Source organism: Flammeovirga kamogawensis, assembly GCF_018736065.1.
In the GTDB taxonomy this organism is placed as follows: Bacteria; Bacteroidota; Bacteroidia; order Cytophagales; family Flammeovirgaceae; genus Flammeovirga; species Flammeovirga kamogawensis.
Genome location: NZ_CP076129.1, coordinates 41,824 through 57,683 on the forward strand (window position 1 = coordinate 41,824; position 15,860 = coordinate 57,683).

The 15,860-nt window shown below is 30.5% G+C and carries 9 protein-coding genes; 6 read left to right on the forward strand and 3 right to left on the reverse strand.

Annotated features, from left to right (window positions below; genetic code table 11):
- Nucleotides 1-224: 224 nt before the first annotated feature.
- Nucleotides 225-929: a cytidylate kinase-like family protein gene (locus KM029_RS19160; protein WP_144076465.1), complete on the reverse strand. Its 705-nt coding sequence runs from the start codon at nucleotides 927-929 to the stop codon at nucleotides 225-227.
- A 271-nt stretch (nucleotides 930-1,200) separates the two neighbouring features.
- Between KM029_RS19160 and KM029_RS19165 the strand changes: the two genes are divergently transcribed.
- On the forward strand, nucleotides 1,201-3,894 hold the full coding sequence (locus KM029_RS19165; RefSeq protein WP_144076466.1) for a helix-turn-helix and ligand-binding sensor domain-containing protein: 2,694 nt from the start codon (nucleotides 1,201-1,203) through the stop codon (nucleotides 3,892-3,894).
- A gap of 394 nt (nucleotides 3,895-4,288) precedes the next feature.
- A complete protein-coding gene (locus KM029_RS19170) occupies nucleotides 4,289-7,822 on the forward strand; it encodes a carbohydrate-binding protein (protein ID WP_144076467.1) in 3,534 nt (1,177 codons plus the stop codon).
- Nucleotides 7,823-7,938: 116 nt separating this feature from the next.
- Here KM029_RS19170 and KM029_RS19175 read toward each other — a convergent pair whose 3' ends face one another.
- Complete coding sequence (locus KM029_RS19175) at nucleotides 7,939-8,661, reverse strand: cytidylate kinase-like family protein (RefSeq protein WP_144076468.1); 723 nt, start codon at nucleotides 8,659-8,661, stop codon at nucleotides 7,939-7,941.
- Nucleotides 8,662-9,060: 399 nt separating this feature from the next.
- On the opposite strand from KM029_RS19175, the gene KM029_RS19180 reads away from it, so the two are divergent.
- Both KM029_RS19180 and KM029_RS19185 read left to right on the forward strand, forming a co-directional pair.
- A complete protein-coding gene (locus tag KM029_RS19180) occupies nucleotides 9,061-10,383 on the forward strand; it encodes a dicarboxylate/amino acid:cation symporter (RefSeq protein WP_158631214.1) in 1,323 nt (440 codons plus the stop codon).
- A 280-nt stretch (nucleotides 10,384-10,663) separates the two neighbouring features.
- A complete protein-coding gene (locus tag KM029_RS19185; protein WP_144076470.1) occupies nucleotides 10,664-11,455 on the forward strand; it encodes an FkbM family methyltransferase in 792 nt (263 codons plus the stop codon).
- A 60-nt stretch (nucleotides 11,456-11,515) separates the two neighbouring features.
- Here KM029_RS19185 and KM029_RS19190 read toward each other — a convergent pair whose 3' ends face one another.
- Nucleotides 11,516-13,894: a TonB-dependent receptor gene (locus KM029_RS19190; RefSeq protein WP_144076471.1), complete on the reverse strand. Its 2,379-nt coding sequence runs from the start codon at nucleotides 13,892-13,894 to the stop codon at nucleotides 11,516-11,518.
- 189 nt (nucleotides 13,895-14,083) lie between these two features.
- Here KM029_RS19190 and KM029_RS19195 point away from each other — a divergent pair, with 189 nt between their 5' ends.
- Nucleotides 14,084-14,287: a hypothetical protein gene (locus KM029_RS19195; protein ID WP_144076472.1), complete on the forward strand. Its 204-nt coding sequence runs from the start codon at nucleotides 14,084-14,086 to the stop codon at nucleotides 14,285-14,287.
- A 142-nt stretch (nucleotides 14,288-14,429) separates the two neighbouring features.
- Entirely contained in the window at nucleotides 14,430-15,857 is a 1,428-nt protein-coding gene (locus KM029_RS19200; protein WP_144076473.1) for a basic amino acid/polyamine antiporter, read from the forward strand.
- Nucleotides 15,858-15,860: the final 3 nt, after the last annotated feature.

Sequence of the window (15,860 nt, forward strand, 5' to 3'; positions counted from 1 at the left end):
TTTAAATTAGGGGGGTAAAAACAACAGTTCATGAACCACAAACTGTTGTCCTATTTCTAACTATTTTAACTTATTTCAAATCAATATTTCTAGTTTAACAAATAGAAAAGAGGATACGGTAAATTTGTAATGAAGCCAATTTTAAAAGGTGAATGATGAAGCATTCTTAAACGAAAACTAAAAAAAAGCCCCTTCACTAAAAATATAGAGAAGGGGCACATCAACTAAACGTTTCGCATCATTTCAATTTCTCTTTCAGAAACTAAGGAAAGAATACTACTAGCGATTTCATGGTCTGATAAATCGTCCCTTTCTATGGTTAAATCATAGTTAATTGGGACACTCTGCGAAACATATTTTAAAAAGTTTTTACGACGTTTGTTTTTACGTCGCACGATTTCCCGAGCATAACTTTCTCGTAAATCGTTTTTCCTAGCAAATTGGGTTACTCTAAATTTTTCTGATGCAGTTACTTTTACCCTGAGTGCATTTTGCAATCCATCGGTAAAAAATGAAGCCCCTCTTCCTAAAAAGACAACATTACCTCTTTCTAGATAACTTAAAATTACGGTTTTTAACGCGTTTAATAATTGCTCATCGAGAGTATTATTACCTATATCAAGGCTGTACATAATTTGGTCTATTATGCTTTTGTTCTGAACGGGAATAAAATTATTTAATTCTTTTGCAGATACTTTAAGTTCTTTAGATAGGTTATTTAAAATAGTGCTATCAACTAATTTCCAAGATTTTTTTAGCATTTTAAACCCAACCTGTTTTGCATTAAGCTCATCTACTAATAATTGTGCAGCAGGTCGAACATTTGTGCCAAACTCTCTCGACATGGTTACGATCATGCCATTGGCAACAGGAACTTTTTTATGCCGTAATTCTGTTTCGATTAAATAATTATAGATAAATGATTCCATGGGTATACTAGTTTTAGTGTGCTTGAATATTTTGTTAGTGTCAATTTAACACTTAAAGTGTAATGATATGGTAATCAAAGTCATTAATAAATGATGATATATTCACTTATTTTCTGTAAGCTATAAACAGTTTTCTTTTTGAATAATCAATTATAATACAACATGAAATTATTCTGAGAAGGAGTATTTCTTATTTAATATTAATAAGTGATTTTACTTTATAACCTACTTCAATTATTGATATATTTGTAGTAATTATAATATAATCAAAATGACAACTATAAATAAACTTCTCTGGGCTTGTTTAACCATTCTCATAGTAACAACAACTGTTTTCTCTTTTCCTTTTTTACCAAAGGTGACTTCTTATTCTAAATTAGACTATAAGGCAGGAAGACAAAATTGGGCTATAGGCTATGATAGCTATGGATCAGTATATTTTGGAAATAATGAGGGTTTACTACATCATATTTACAATAGTTGGGAGGTTATACCTACATCAAAAAACGATAATGTTAAAAGTTTACTTGTTTACAATGATACGATTTGGACTGGTGGTAGCATTCAATTGGGTTATTTTGCAGCTAATGGATTTGGTAACATAGAATATAATCATGTAGCTAACATTGTAAAAGGGCAAGTTTGGAAAATTGAAACTAGAGACAATAAAATTTACGCTCAGACAGAGGCTGGTGTATATATTTATAATAAAACGATTAAGGAGACTTCATTTATAGAATTTCCTAAAGGTCTGTATAATATCATAGATTTTGATAATAAAATTATAGGAATAGACCGTTTAAATAGAATTGGCTTTTTTAATGAGAATGATTCTTTTGTAATTAAAGATACCTTAAATTCAATTACAGATATTCATACATCGTTTAAAGGTGCAAACCATTATTATATAATAGCTGATAAATCTAAGTTAATTACTCTTGATAGACAGCAAAAGAAATCAGAATATAACCTTCCGAAAGAAATTACAGATGCAACAATTTTTAAAGGAATAGAATACAGTCAAGAAGGACAAGTTGTTTTTGGAACAATTTCTAAAGGGTTAATATTTTATGATTACAAGCGAGGTTTAATTTTAAATCAGGTCAATACATCAAATGGTTTAATTGATAACACAACTTTATGTTTAAAATCTGATGAAATAGGTAATATCTGGACTGGCTTAGATTATGGGATTGGATATGTAGAGAATCAACAAATAGTAAAATCAATCTTTAACGGAGGAGCAACCTACGATTTTCTTGTAAAGGACAACTTTACTTTATTAGCCACAAATAAAGGGGTTTTTAAGTCTGATAACAGAAATAAGTTTCAATTTATACCTAAACTTTCTGGACAAACATGGTCTATTGAAGAAATAAATAATCATCTCTTTATCAATCATAATAATGGTATTTTTTCTTATGAGAATGGTGTTTTTAAAGAAGTTTATACTGCTGCAGGGGTACTTAGAATTGTTAATTTTAAAGGAACAAACAAATACATTTTATCTACATATATAGGTTTATTATTTGCTGAGTTTGATGGAGTTGAGTTTAAAGAAATTGGTAACTTATATTATTGGGGAAACCCTAAAATTGGTTACGATGCAAAAGAAAAAGCTATATGGGCAAAAAGTAAAGAGGGAAGCCTAAAAAAATACACACTTACAGCAAATGAAAAAGCAATAGAAACTGAAGATTATCAGGGACAAGACGATTTTTTTACCTTAAAAAACAAAGTTGTATTCTATAATGGCAACTACTTGTCAGAATATATTGATGGTTCTTTCATTCAAATTAATACTCCACCTCTAAACAAAATTTCAGGAGGCGGTCTTACACGTTTAGTTGTAGGTAATCACGATCAATACTTAGCTTTTATTCAAAATGGTAAACTAGATTTGCTAATGAATATTCATGATGGCAATTATTATTCATTTAATAAAGTACTAAGTGCTATTGATACTAATTTATTAGAAGGAGATGAGTGTTTTAAATTTATTGATAATTCGCTTTGGATAGCTACAGACAGGGGGGTAGAAATATTTAATCCACAAGCGAAATCTAAAAGGGTAAAAACGCCAAAGCCATTTATTACGAATGTTAAAGCCATAACATCTGATACTACAATCAATTATATGTATCCTTTTAAGAATACTAAATTAGTTCTTAATGCAGAGGTAAATGATTTAAACTTTAATTTTGGTATTCTAAAGAGCTCTCGAGATTTTGTTGAGTTTAGTTACAAACTAGAAGGCTACGATACAGACTGGTCATCATGGTCTGTAAACGAGGTAAAAGAATATACACAGATTAAAGGAGGAAATTATAAAATGCGATTGCGATCTCGCTTAAATGGAGGTGTTGTTGCCGAGTATAGCTTATTACTTTCTATAGAATTAGAATGGTTTGAAACAAAATGGATGATCATTCTTTATTTATTTGTAATACTCTTTTTAGTTTTTCTTTTTTATCTATTTTACAAATATTCTACAGCGAAGAAATTAAAGAAATTACAATTAGAACAACAACTAATTCTTGATGAGGAAAAGATCTCTTTTAAAAATGAACAACTCTTAAAATATACAGAACTCTTAACTCAGAAAAATCAATTATTAAGAGAATTAAAAGACGATTTAATAGGGGTAAAGCACAGAGTGACTGATTTATGGATAAAGAAAATTGATAAGGAGATGAATACTGAAAAAAAGAGTCTCATTTTTCATGAATTGTTTAAAGATCTCCACAAAGACTTTATCTCTAAAATGGAAGCAAAACATCCTACATTAACTCAGAATGATATTAGACTTATTTCTTTGATTAAATTCAATTTAGGTAATCATGAAATTGCTAATTTAATGAACATAACGCAAAAAAGTGTTATTGTGAATAGGTATAGGTTAAAGAAGAAGCTGGAGTTATCTAACGATATGGACTTAGATCATTACATTAAAGAATTTGAGTAAAAGCTAATTCAACTAGTAGAAACTATTTTCTTTATACAAACTGTCTAAAATTTTAGGCAGTTTTTTTTATGTCAGAACAGTTTTATTATTTAATAATACGTCATAAATCAGAAGTCTTTTATCAAATATTTACCTTTATAATATAACATTGTAAAATATTGATTTTTAGTTGAGTAGTGCTCTTTGTATATCGTTTGTATATTCTTTTTATCAATTTGTAGTTGGTATTTAATTATTAGAAGTTAGTTGTAGTATTTACGTTTATCTATGTTTGTATCATCAAATGAAAAAGAAATGAACAAAATGTAATTTAGTGTTGGAATGATAATTACTCATCATTAAAAAGTAATATATTACCACCACTAAAGCTCAAAACTTCAATTTATCTAAATCAATGAAAAATAAACTTATACTGATTTTATCAGCTCTATTATTCAATTTTACACTATCAACCTATGCACAATATTTACATGCTGAAGGCAGGGAAATTCATGATGGGGATGGAAATAACTTTATTATCCGAAGTATGGGTTTAGGAGGCTGGATGTTACAAGAAGGCTACTTAATGAAATCTGATGGCGCTTACGGAACACAATGGGCTTTTAAACAAAAGTTGGCTGAAACAATAGGAGAAGCAAGAACTGAAGAGTTTTACGATGCTTGGCTTGCTAACCATTGTACAAAAGCTGATATAGATTCTCTTAAAGCTTGGGGTTTTAATACGGTACGTGTTCCATTACATTATAACCTTTTTACATTGCCAATTGAGGATGAACCAATTATAACAGAAAATACTTGGTTAACTAAAGGTTTTGATATGATGGATGAACTACTTTCTTGGTGTGAAGCCAACGAGATGTATGTTATTCTTGATTTACATGCTGCTCCAGGTGGTCAGGGTGCAAATGCAGATATTTGTGATTATGATCCTTCCAAACCTTCTTTATGGGAAAGCGAACATAATAGAAATAAAATGGTTGCACTATGGGGTAAATTAGCAGAGCGATACGCCAATGAGAAATGGGTAGGTGGTTATGATTTATTGAACGAAACAAATTGGACTCTACCAAACGAAAATGCTTTAATGTTGGAATTGTATTTAAATGTTACAGAAGCAATTAGAGCTGTAGATCAGAATCATATTCTTTTTATTGAAGGGAATTCATGGGCAAATGATTATACTGGATTAACGCCTCCTTGGGACAATAATATGGCATATAGTTTTCATAAATATTGGTCGTACAATAGAGCAAATGATCTTGATTGGGTAATAACGTTAGGCGAGGAGTACAATGTACCATTATGGTTGGGTGAAACTGGAGAAAATTCCAATACTTGGTACACAGATTTGATTGCACTTTGTGAAGCGAATAATGTGGGGTGGTCTTGGTGGCCGTTAAAAAAAGCAGGTATAAATAACCCTATGGAAGTACCTATGAATGAAGACTACGAGTATTTAATGCGTTATTGGAAAGGTGAAGAAACAGTTGCTTTAACAGAAGACGAAGCCTACAATGCTGTTATGACCTATGCTAGAAATTACAATATTGCGAATGTAAAAATTAAATATGATGTAGTAGATGCAATGATGCGTCAGCCTTATACTACAGAAACAATACCATTTAAAAATCATCTTTTAGGAGAAAATATTTATCTGTCAGATTATGATTTAGGACGTAACGGATCTGCCTACTCAGATAACACAGTGGCCAACTATAGTATGAATACAAATGAATTTGTAGCATGGAATACAGGTTGGAGCTACAGAAATGATGGCGTAGATATGCAAAAATGTACTGATACAGAAACTAATGGATATAATTTAGGGTGGGTAGAAACAAATGAATGGTTACAATACACAATTAATGTCCCAACTTCAAAAGTATATGATCTATTAATTAGAAACGCATCTGCTACAGATGATGCTGCAATTATTCAACTTCTTATTGATGATGTAGCTGTTGGTGCAACTATGCATTTAGATAACACTGGTGGTTGGGATCTATGGGAAGACAAAGTGTTTTCTGATATTGTATTGAGTGAAGGAACACATAAAATAAAGCTTTTATTAGCTAGAGGTGGAAGTAACCTTAATTATATGCGTTTTACTAATGCTAGACCTTTATCATCTATTGAAACAACAATTGAAAAAGCATATACCAACCAACAAGGAACACAAATTCAATTAGTATTAAATAAAGAGTGGGATCAAAACCAAGCATTATCTTTAGAAGATGTAGCCATTAAAGTAAATAACGAAAGTTCTACTATTACTTCTATAGGTTACAACGCAACGAATAAAAGACTCATTGATATTACTATTGATAGAGAAATACTATTTAAAGATAACATTGCATTAACTGTTAACTCAACTCATTTAATTGCTGAAGATGGTTCTAACGTGGGTACTGTAGCCAACTTAAATGTAGAGAATACTACATATTTAATACACCAATTACCTGGAAACATTAAAGCCGAAAACTATTTTGTAAATAGTGGTTTTGAGTTGGAAGAATGTTTAGATACGGATGGTGGTAATAATTTATCTTTTGCTGATAGAGATGACTATGTAGATTATAAGGTACAAGTTGCTGAGGAAGGTTTTTATGAACTGACTTATAGAATTGCAACAGCTTATATGAATGCAAAAGTTGAAGTGATAATTTTAGGAGATGATGGTATTCCTATAGGAATTCAGACATCTACATTTGTAAGTACTGATGGATGGCAACAGTGGGATGATTTTGTGACTTCTGCTCACCTTAAACAAGGAGAATATATACTTCGTTTTAAAGTGAAAGAAGGCTCAGTGAATATAAATAGAATGAGTTTTACCAATAAAGTAAATAGCTTGTCTATTCCGGGTAAAATACAAACAGAGTTTTATACTGTTAATCAAGGATTAAATTTTGAACATTGTGCTGATGCATTTGGTGGATACAATACTTCTTATGCAGATCCGGGAGATTACTTAGATTTTAATGTTGAAATTCAAGAAGCGACTGTGTATAATATAAATTATAGAGTTGCGGCAGCTTATGAGAATGCAGGAAGTGCCTCACTATCTTTAATTTCTAGCACCGATACAACTTTGCTAACTACCACTGCTTTCGAAAAAACAGGTGGATGGCAAGATTGGAATACTTTTTCTTCTGAGGTTGTTTTACCAGAAGGTAATTTTACTCTTAGATTAACTATTGAAAGTAAGGAGTTTAACTTAAATTGGGTCGATTTTACACCAAAAAATTATGTAATCCATACACTCCCTGCCAATATTAATGTAGGTGAACATTACTTTAATCATATGGTTACTTTTGATTCAACATTAAGTAGTAATGGAACACCGGCTATAGTACAACCTCAGATAGGAAGTTATTTAGAATTTATGGTTAATGTTCCTACTTCAGGTCTTTATGATGTTACTTATAATGCAGCCACTCCATTAGATAATACGGGAAAAACAAGCCTTTATCAAGTTATAAATAATGAAGAAACATTACTTTCTGAGTATACTTTTACCAATACAGGAGGGTATAGTGAATGGGAAAATCAGGAAAGTACTTTACAATTAACAGAAGGAGAATATCTTCTTAAAATACAAGTAGATAACTCTAGCTTTAATCTTAAGTCAATAGATTTTAAATTACATGTAGAAGACGATATCATAAGCAGCTTTGTTGCTCAAGAATTATCTAAAATTAAAGTATATCCTAACCCTACTAATCAAAATATAAAAATTGATTTACATCAAAAAGATAGTTTAAAATCAATAGAATTATATACAATTCGAGGACAGAAATTAAGAGAAATACAAGTTGATAATCAACGTTTTTATACAATTGATCTCTCAACTTTACAAAAGGGCATTTATATTCTAAAGTTGAATGATAATGATTCAACAACAGTCACTAGAGTTGTGAAAAACTAAGAACTACTTATAACCCAACTTTTAACTATCAATGAGAAGAGGCGTGTATTTCATTTAATGAAAAATGTTCTCAAAGTTTAAAGCCATTAAGTATCTATTTACTTAATGGCTATTTTTTATTTAGAATGCTGAACGTCTTTAAAGGTTTTATACTGAATCTCTTTATTTTTGCACAAATCAAAAAGGAGGGAAGTGAGTGTGTCGTCATCCATAATATCTCTATTTAGAACAAAATCGTAACTCTGATGTTTCCCTTTAGAAATATAACTCAGAAAGTCGTTTCTTCTTTTGGCTTTTCTGCGGACAATTTCTTTAGCATAATGATAATTTACTTTGTTTTTTTCACCATAACGGTGTATTCTGTTTTCGTAACTTGACTTTATTTTAAAGTTGACCGCATTGTCCAATTGATTTGTAAAATATGCGGCTCCTCTACCTAAAAACACAACGTTTCCTCTTTCAAAATAAGAATATATAACGGTTTGAATTGCCTTGTGTAAATTATCGTCTAATTGACTCCTATTAAAGTCTAAACCATGTAAAATTTGGTCAAATATACTTTTATGTTCAATGGGTACAAATTGATTGAGGGCGTCGTATCCTATTTTAAGTTCTTTAGAAATGTTACTTAAAATAACACTGTCAATAAGTGCCCATTTCTTTTTACAAATAGAAAAACCAACACGTTCATTATTGAGTTTTTCTACAAGATCTACGGCACAATTTTTTATGTTTGTACCAAAGTCCCTCGATAGTGTGAAAATTAGTCCTTTAGATTTAGGTGTTTTTATTTCTTCTAAATTCGAGGAAGCTAAATAATTATAAATATAGGTTTCCATAGCATTTAAGTTAGTTAGAGGTTAATACTAATGTACATAATTTCTATATAAAAAGAAAGACTTTTAACTTTGTAATTAATTGATATTCAGCAATAAGAGGTTGTTTTTAGTGGTTGTATATCAGTTTGTTATTTCTCCTTATATGTGAATAAATTATAACTATTTTTACTTGTTGCTATTAAATACGTATTTATAATTCATTTTCTACTAGTTTAGTAGACTAAAGAAAAGTACTAAAGTCATTTAATGGTCTTAGTATTTATTTTAACTTCACTTAAAGAAAAGACTTTAAAACCATTGGTAAATATACTTGTATGGTTTTGGTAAAATGAAATACACATTATGATATTACTTCTTGCAATTATCGCCTTTGTAAGTATACTAGGCATACTATATTCCATGTCAAATCAAAAAGTTAAATTCCATTATCGTAATTTAACCGCTATTGGATTAGGAATTATTTTTGGATGGGGACTTTATGCGTTCATTCCACAAGAGGTTTATGTGGATTTGAAATTTTACATGAAGACCATTTCAAATATTTATATTAGGTTCTTAAAATTAATGATTGTACCTATTGTTTTTATTTCGATTGCTCATACGCTAGTAAATATTAGTAATGATAGTAATATAGGAAAAAGAATAGGGCAAATTATCACTTATTTTGTTGCTTCTATTACAGGCGCCGCAACTCTTGCTTTTGGTATGGCAAACCTTTTTAATTTCGATTCTTTAATTGATGTTTCTAAAGTTTCTGCCGAAACAATTTCTAAAGGATATGCAAACAGAATAGATACTTTAGGCGATGCCTCTTTAGGAAAAGTTATATATGGGTTTACGCAAAATATTCCCACATCAATATTTCAGGCTTTTAGCGAGAACAATATTATTGGTACTTTACTAGTAGCATTATTAATTGGTATGGCTGTTAGAAGAATGTCTACTAAGAAACCTAAAGAAATGGGTTTAGTAATAAGAGGATTAGATTCTGCCAAACTTATTATTAATAGCATGACAATGACGATTATTAAATTAACGCCTTATGGTGTATTTACTTTAATGACAATTGCAGTTGCAGAAAAAGGACCTTCTTTATTTGGTGATTTAGCCATTTTTATTGTGGTTTCTTATGCCACAATGCTATTAATTTTTATGATGCACATGGCAGGGTTAACCACAAAAGGAGTGAACCCAATTAAGCATGTTAGAAATTTACTACCAGCTATAATTACAGGTTTTTCTACACAATCTAGTGGAGCAACTTTACCTGTTACTATAAGTTCTTTAGAAGACAATAATGGTGTAGATACAGAAACGGCAAATATTGCTGCTTCTTTAGGAACCACAATGGGAATGAATGCTTGTGGGGCTATGTGGCCAATTTTTATGATTGTACTTTCTGTTGGTGTGAATAACGCACTTGGTTTACCTCCAATAGATTTAATGTCGCCGGGTACTTTATTTACAATGTTTATCTCTGTAATTATATCTTCGTTTGGTATTGCAGGGTTGCCAGGCACAGCTTCTTTTGCTGCAATTACAGCCATGACAATTATGGGAATTACACCAGAAGTAATGGGAATGGTATTAACTTTTGTGTTATCAGTAGACTCTTTAGTAGATATGGGACGAACAGCAACAAATATATTTGGTGTATCATCTGCAGCTACTTTTATATCTAAAAAAGATGGTTTAATGGATATGGAAAAATTTAATAGTTAGTAATTATTTGTACATAAATTTAATATAGCCTTGAAGAATTTAAAAGCTCTTCAAGGCTATTTTTTTGATCAAATAAACAACTCTATTATTGTTTCTCAACAATAGTTAATTTATTCTTTGAATTGAACTTTTTTCTGTTGTTTACTAATTTTCAGCTGTCATAAATGTAAAAATAAAGTATCCAAATTAGAGGATAATTTATGAAATGAATGCGATCTAAATTCTAATACATTATTTAGAATAACCCTGAATATTATTAATATCAAAAATTAGCAACGTCATGTTATTTGAGAAAAAAATTAAGAAATTGATCTTTTTAATTTTACCATTAAAGCTTTATTTTCTTGTACTAAGGAGGAGTTTTAGTATATGTTACAAACTTAACCTTCTCAAAAAAAACAGTATTTATAACTATCATTATCTTGTTAAAAAAATTATCAATAAAGGAGATGTTTGTATTGATATAGGAGCAAACCTTGGTTATTATTCTTCAATTTTATCAGATAGTGTTGGTGCTATTGGTAAAGTACATGCTGTTGAACCAATTAAACCAATATTTGAAGTCTTGAAGACCTCAACAAAAAGGCGTAAAAATATTATCTATCATAATTTTGCGTTAGGAGATAAAAACGATAAAATAAAAATTTACAATACTTCCTTAGCTCAATCTAGTTTCTTAAAAAGTGGCTCTAATTTTATATCAGAAAAAGAAATTAAATCAGATACACTAAACATTAGCTTTGATGCTGAAATCCGAAATGGTCATGAAGTGTTCTCCGATTTAAAAAAAGTAGATTTTATTAAATGTGATGTAGAAGGCTATGAAGATGTTGTTTTAAAGAACTTAAGAGGAATAATTAATAAATTCAAACCTATATTACTGGTTGAGTCTTATGGAGAAACAAGAGAAAAAGTATACAAAATTTTAAAGGAACTTGATTATGCCATCTTTTTTGCTGAGAATAATAAACTAATTCAAGATGAAGAAATAAAGTCTCAAAAAACGAGGAATCAGGATATTTTATTCATCCATAAAAATCAACTAGATAATTATATGCAGCTTATTAGCTAGTTTTAGAAATTACAAAAATGTCCTTGAATGATTTATTATTTTCATTCAAGGACATTTTTTTTAGAATTCTATTTTATAATATAAATTTGGCATAATAAAGAACACCTTATCTTTTTCTACTTGTTGTTCTTTTAAATTGTACTTATAGCCATTTGTTTGTTCTGTGAGTAAAGCGTTTTGCATATCTAAACCCCAAGTACGAGTACTTTTCTTTTTATGAATTTTGTAAGTGATACCAAAATTTAACCACACTTCATCTTCTCCTTTTACAGAGTACAATTCATTTTCTTTATACACTACTTTTTGTTGATCGTGAGATGCTTTTTCATCATAAGGAGTTAAAGGTACACCACCTAAATAAGTTGCATTAAAGTTTATCCCAAGAAGGTTTTTCTTTTTTACCAAAAACTCTTTACCAAATGTAACGGTAGCCATATAATTTCTATTAAATAATGTACTTCTTGTAACTCCTTGTGCATCTTGGTACTCAGAAGTATACATAGAACCTGTTATCATATAATAAATACCGTTTACCATTGAGCGTTCTAATGTTACATCAACACCTTTATTAGATCCTGTTCCTTTATTAGAAATAGGTCCATTTGCACCCCACATTGTTGTATAATTTGCAAAAGAGTAGGGAGTGCCATCAATAACTGGAACATCAAATAAATCTTGATAATACACCTCTGTAGTTAAACGAGTATTTTTGCTTAAATTAATTTTCACACTTCCTACATAATGATCCGATTTTGATAATTTTAAATCATTTGGTTGCCCAGTAATCGGATTAGTAAATGAATAGACTTTTAATTCTTCTCTTTTGCTATGTCTTCCATAAGCTGCAGATAAGACAACACCGTTTATTGGTGTATATTCAAGCCCTAAACGAGGTTCGATTGTTATCTCATCACTATATTGAAATTTTGTGCTTGCAAGGCCAGCATTTACACTAAAATTAGGAGTGAATTGATATTTAAATTGTGTAAAAAAGTTAATTGAATAACCACTCTCTTTACCATAGAAAACAGGCTGAACTGTACCCATTAAAGTATCTGCTTTGTTGGCAAATGCATCTACGTGTAATAGATCTGTTCTAATACCAGTTTTATTAATTAATTTAGGTGATAGAGTACTTGTTAATGTACTAGCAAACGACATTTTATATTCAATACTTTGTTGATTCTGATGGGGATGAAGTGTTCCTGTATTTAAAGTGTCTGCATCTTCTTCAAAATAACGTGTATTATTTTGGTATTTATTTGATGTGAAACCAACAGTAGAAGTCAAATCACTATAGTTGCCAACCTTAATAGAGTGATTCACACCGATAGCTCCCATTCCAAAGTTAATTTCTTTGTCTAAATAGTCTTTGTCATATTGTCTGTACTTTACTGTTGCATCATATTCTTCAGTTGGATCAGAATGTACTTTTACTTTGTATTTTTTATAAGGAGTATCTATTGCACTTAAACCGCCCATTCCCCAAATATTTACATTACCATATTTTTGAGATGGAAAAGAAAGGTTAAAAGATAAGTCTTGAAAATGTGGAGCAGTACCACCAGATAATTTGCCAATATACCCTATAAATCCATGTCTGTAATTGATCAAGTACGAAGATCCTTTCTCTTTATTAATAGGCCCTTCAGAAGAAATATCACCGCCAATTAAACCAAGTTGCACTGAATGTTTATATGTTTCATTATTTCCTTTTCTAAAATTAATATCAAAAACACCAGATGTTGCATTAGAATATTCAGAAGGAAAAGCACCTGTAAAGAAGTCTGTACTTCTAAGTAAATTTGTACTATAGATAGAGATTAGACCTGCACCAGCAAGATTTCCACCTCCAAAATGAGCAGCACCTGAAACATCAATACCGTTTACTCTCCATAATACAGAACTAGGAGAATTACCACGGATAACCACGCCATTATCTTGAGGAGAAGAGAAAGTAACACCTGCAAAGTTATACGCAACCCTTGATGGATCACTTAAACCACCAGCAAACCTGCTAGATTGTTCTACCGAAAATGAGCGTGCACTTACGGTAGACATTACATTATTAGCATCCTTGTCGTTAGATGAAGTAATAGTTACTCCTTCTAATGTGATAAAGTCCTCTTCCATTTCAAAATTGAGTTCCATTCCTTTGTTACCCGTAATAAGAACTTCAGTTTTACGGATACTCTTAAACCCAATTGAATTTACTATTAATGTATATCGTCCGACTTTTATAGCCTCTAATTCAAAATTACCATCAATATCTGTGCTTGTACCTATAATTGGGTTGCTTCCTTCAATCTGAATGGTTGCACCTATAATGGGTTGTTTTGAAATAGTGTTTATTATAGTTCCTTTTAATGATTGCGTTTGTGCAAATAATACAGATGTAAAAAGTATAAATAGGAGAGTTAAAATTAAATTCTTTTTCATTTGAGTGAGTAGGTTTAATTAGACATATAATTTTGATTTACATATACATGACTCGCTCAAATCATTTTACCCCTATTCTAAAAAATATTTTTTTACCAAAAGGTGTTTTTTTTTTACGCCAAGAGAATTTTACCACCCATTACATTTGTATCATAAAGTTTTTCAATCGAACAATAAAAATTACACATTATGTTTTACAACAATCAATCTAACCCTGAATCTTTTCAGGATAATGACTACGGCTTTATAGTGGACGAAAATGAAACTGAAAAGGAAGAAATATTACAATCTTTAGAAACATTTTTTGATAACCCATTCCATTCAGAAAGCGCTTCAATGTACAGAGAAGACATGAATGAAATGGTCGATGAAATAGAATTCAGATATTTTTAAAAATTAGTATCAAAAAAAGACTAAAGAGTTTCAAAAAATAACATTTACACAACGATAGTTTAGTAATTCCGTTTCACAAATTATAACAAATAAGAAACATCGTTACACAACTTGATTTATACATTTTAATAAATACACAATTATGGAAAGTAAATCTACAAAAGTAGGCTTAGGCGGTTTGGTCGCCATTGTATTTGGCTCTATGATAGGAGGAGGTATATTTAATATCCCTCAGAATATGGCAGCTGAAGCATCATTAGGAGCAGTAATTATATCATGGATTATTTCTGGTATAGGCGTAGGTATGTTAGTTTATACTTTTAAGACCTTATCAGAAGAACGTTCAGATATTAGTTCAGGAATTTATGGATATGCAAAAGCAGGGTTTGGCCGTTTTGTAGGTTTTAATTCTGCTTGGGGATATTGGATAAGTGCTGCCTTAGGTAATGTAGCATTTGCAGTTATGTTAAACGATGCATTTGGTGTTTTCTTTCCTGTTTTATTAAAGCATGGTTGGCAAACAATAGTTTTTGGTTCTGGATTAATTTGGTTAATGAATTTTATCTCTCTTTTTGGAACAGAGAAAACATCATTTTTAAATACAGTCTCAACTATTGCTAAATTCGTAGGTCTTATAATCGTTATTGGTATTTTAGTTATCTCATTTAAGTTTGATATATTCACTTCAGATTTCTGGGGAAATGCCTATCACTTAGATGGTTTAGCAGAGCAGATTAAATCAACAATGTTGGTTACTTTATGGTGCTTTATTGGTATTGAAGGTGCAGTAGTTATTTCATCAAAAGCAAAAAAATCTTCTGATGTTGGTACAGCGACAACAATTGGTTTTATTGCTGCATTAGTAATGTATGTATTGATTTCTGTATTAGCATTTGGTATAGCACAACAACCAGAATTAGCAAAATTATCAGATCCATCAGCAGGTGCTTTATTGGGTATTGCAGTAGGATCTTGGGGAGCTACTTTTGTAAATATAGCAGTAATCATTTCAGTATTAGGTGCATGGATAGCATGGACTATCTTAGTAGCTGAAGTACCTCATGATGCAGCAAAAGACGGTGTGTTACCTGCTTTCTTTAAAAAAGAAAACAAAAATGGAGCACCATCAACAGCTTTATATATTTCTTCAAGTATTATGCAAGTGGCAATGATCTTTGTGGCGTTTGCAAGCGATGTTTATATGGCTGCAATTGATATAGCAGGGGTAATGATTTTACCAGCTTATCTACTTTCATCAATGTATTTATTGAAAGGTGCTAGCTTAAAACAACTATTAAAAAATAAAAAGAATAGAAAAATAGCAGCCTTCATTGGTTTACTATCAACACTTTATTGTTTATGGTTAATCTATGCTGCTGGTATTTCATATATGCTTACCTCTTTTATCTTCTATGCAATCGGAATTCCTTTTTACAGATTAGCACATAAAGATGAAGTAAAAGCAGGAAAACAAATTTATACTAGAAACGAACGCCTTTTGGAAATATTCATCATAATTATGGCATTAGTAGCTGTAGTGATGATAGCAACTGGTCAGGTTTCTTTCTAATAG

Bases quoted from the DNA above. Each gene is read 5' to 3' on its own strand.
- KM029_RS19160 (WP_144076465.1), bottom strand. From the start codon at position 929: ATGGAATCATTTATCTATAATTATTTAATCGAAACAGAATTACGGCAT.
- KM029_RS19165 (WP_144076466.1), top strand. From the start codon at position 1,201: ATGACAACTATAAATAAACTTCTCTGGGCTTGTTTAACCATTCTCATA.
- KM029_RS19170 (WP_144076467.1), top strand. From the start codon at position 4,289: ATGAAAAATAAACTTATACTGATTTTATCAGCTCTATTATTCAATTTT.
- KM029_RS19175 (WP_144076468.1), bottom strand. From the start codon at position 8,661: ATGGAAACCTATATTTATAATTATTTAGCTTCCTCGAATTTAGAAGAA.
- KM029_RS19180 (WP_158631214.1), top strand. From the start codon at position 9,061: ATGTCAAATCAAAAAGTTAAATTCCATTATCGTAATTTAACCGCTATT.
- KM029_RS19185 (WP_144076470.1), top strand. From the start codon at position 10,664: ATGTTATTTGAGAAAAAAATTAAGAAATTGATCTTTTTAATTTTACCA.
- KM029_RS19190 (WP_144076471.1), bottom strand. From the start codon at position 13,894: ATGAAAAAGAATTTAATTTTAACTCTCCTATTTATACTTTTTACATCT.
- KM029_RS19195 (WP_144076472.1), top strand. From the start codon at position 14,084: ATGTTTTACAACAATCAATCTAACCCTGAATCTTTTCAGGATAATGAC.
- KM029_RS19200 (WP_144076473.1), top strand. From the start codon at position 14,430: ATGGAAAGTAAATCTACAAAAGTAGGCTTAGGCGGTTTGGTCGCCATT.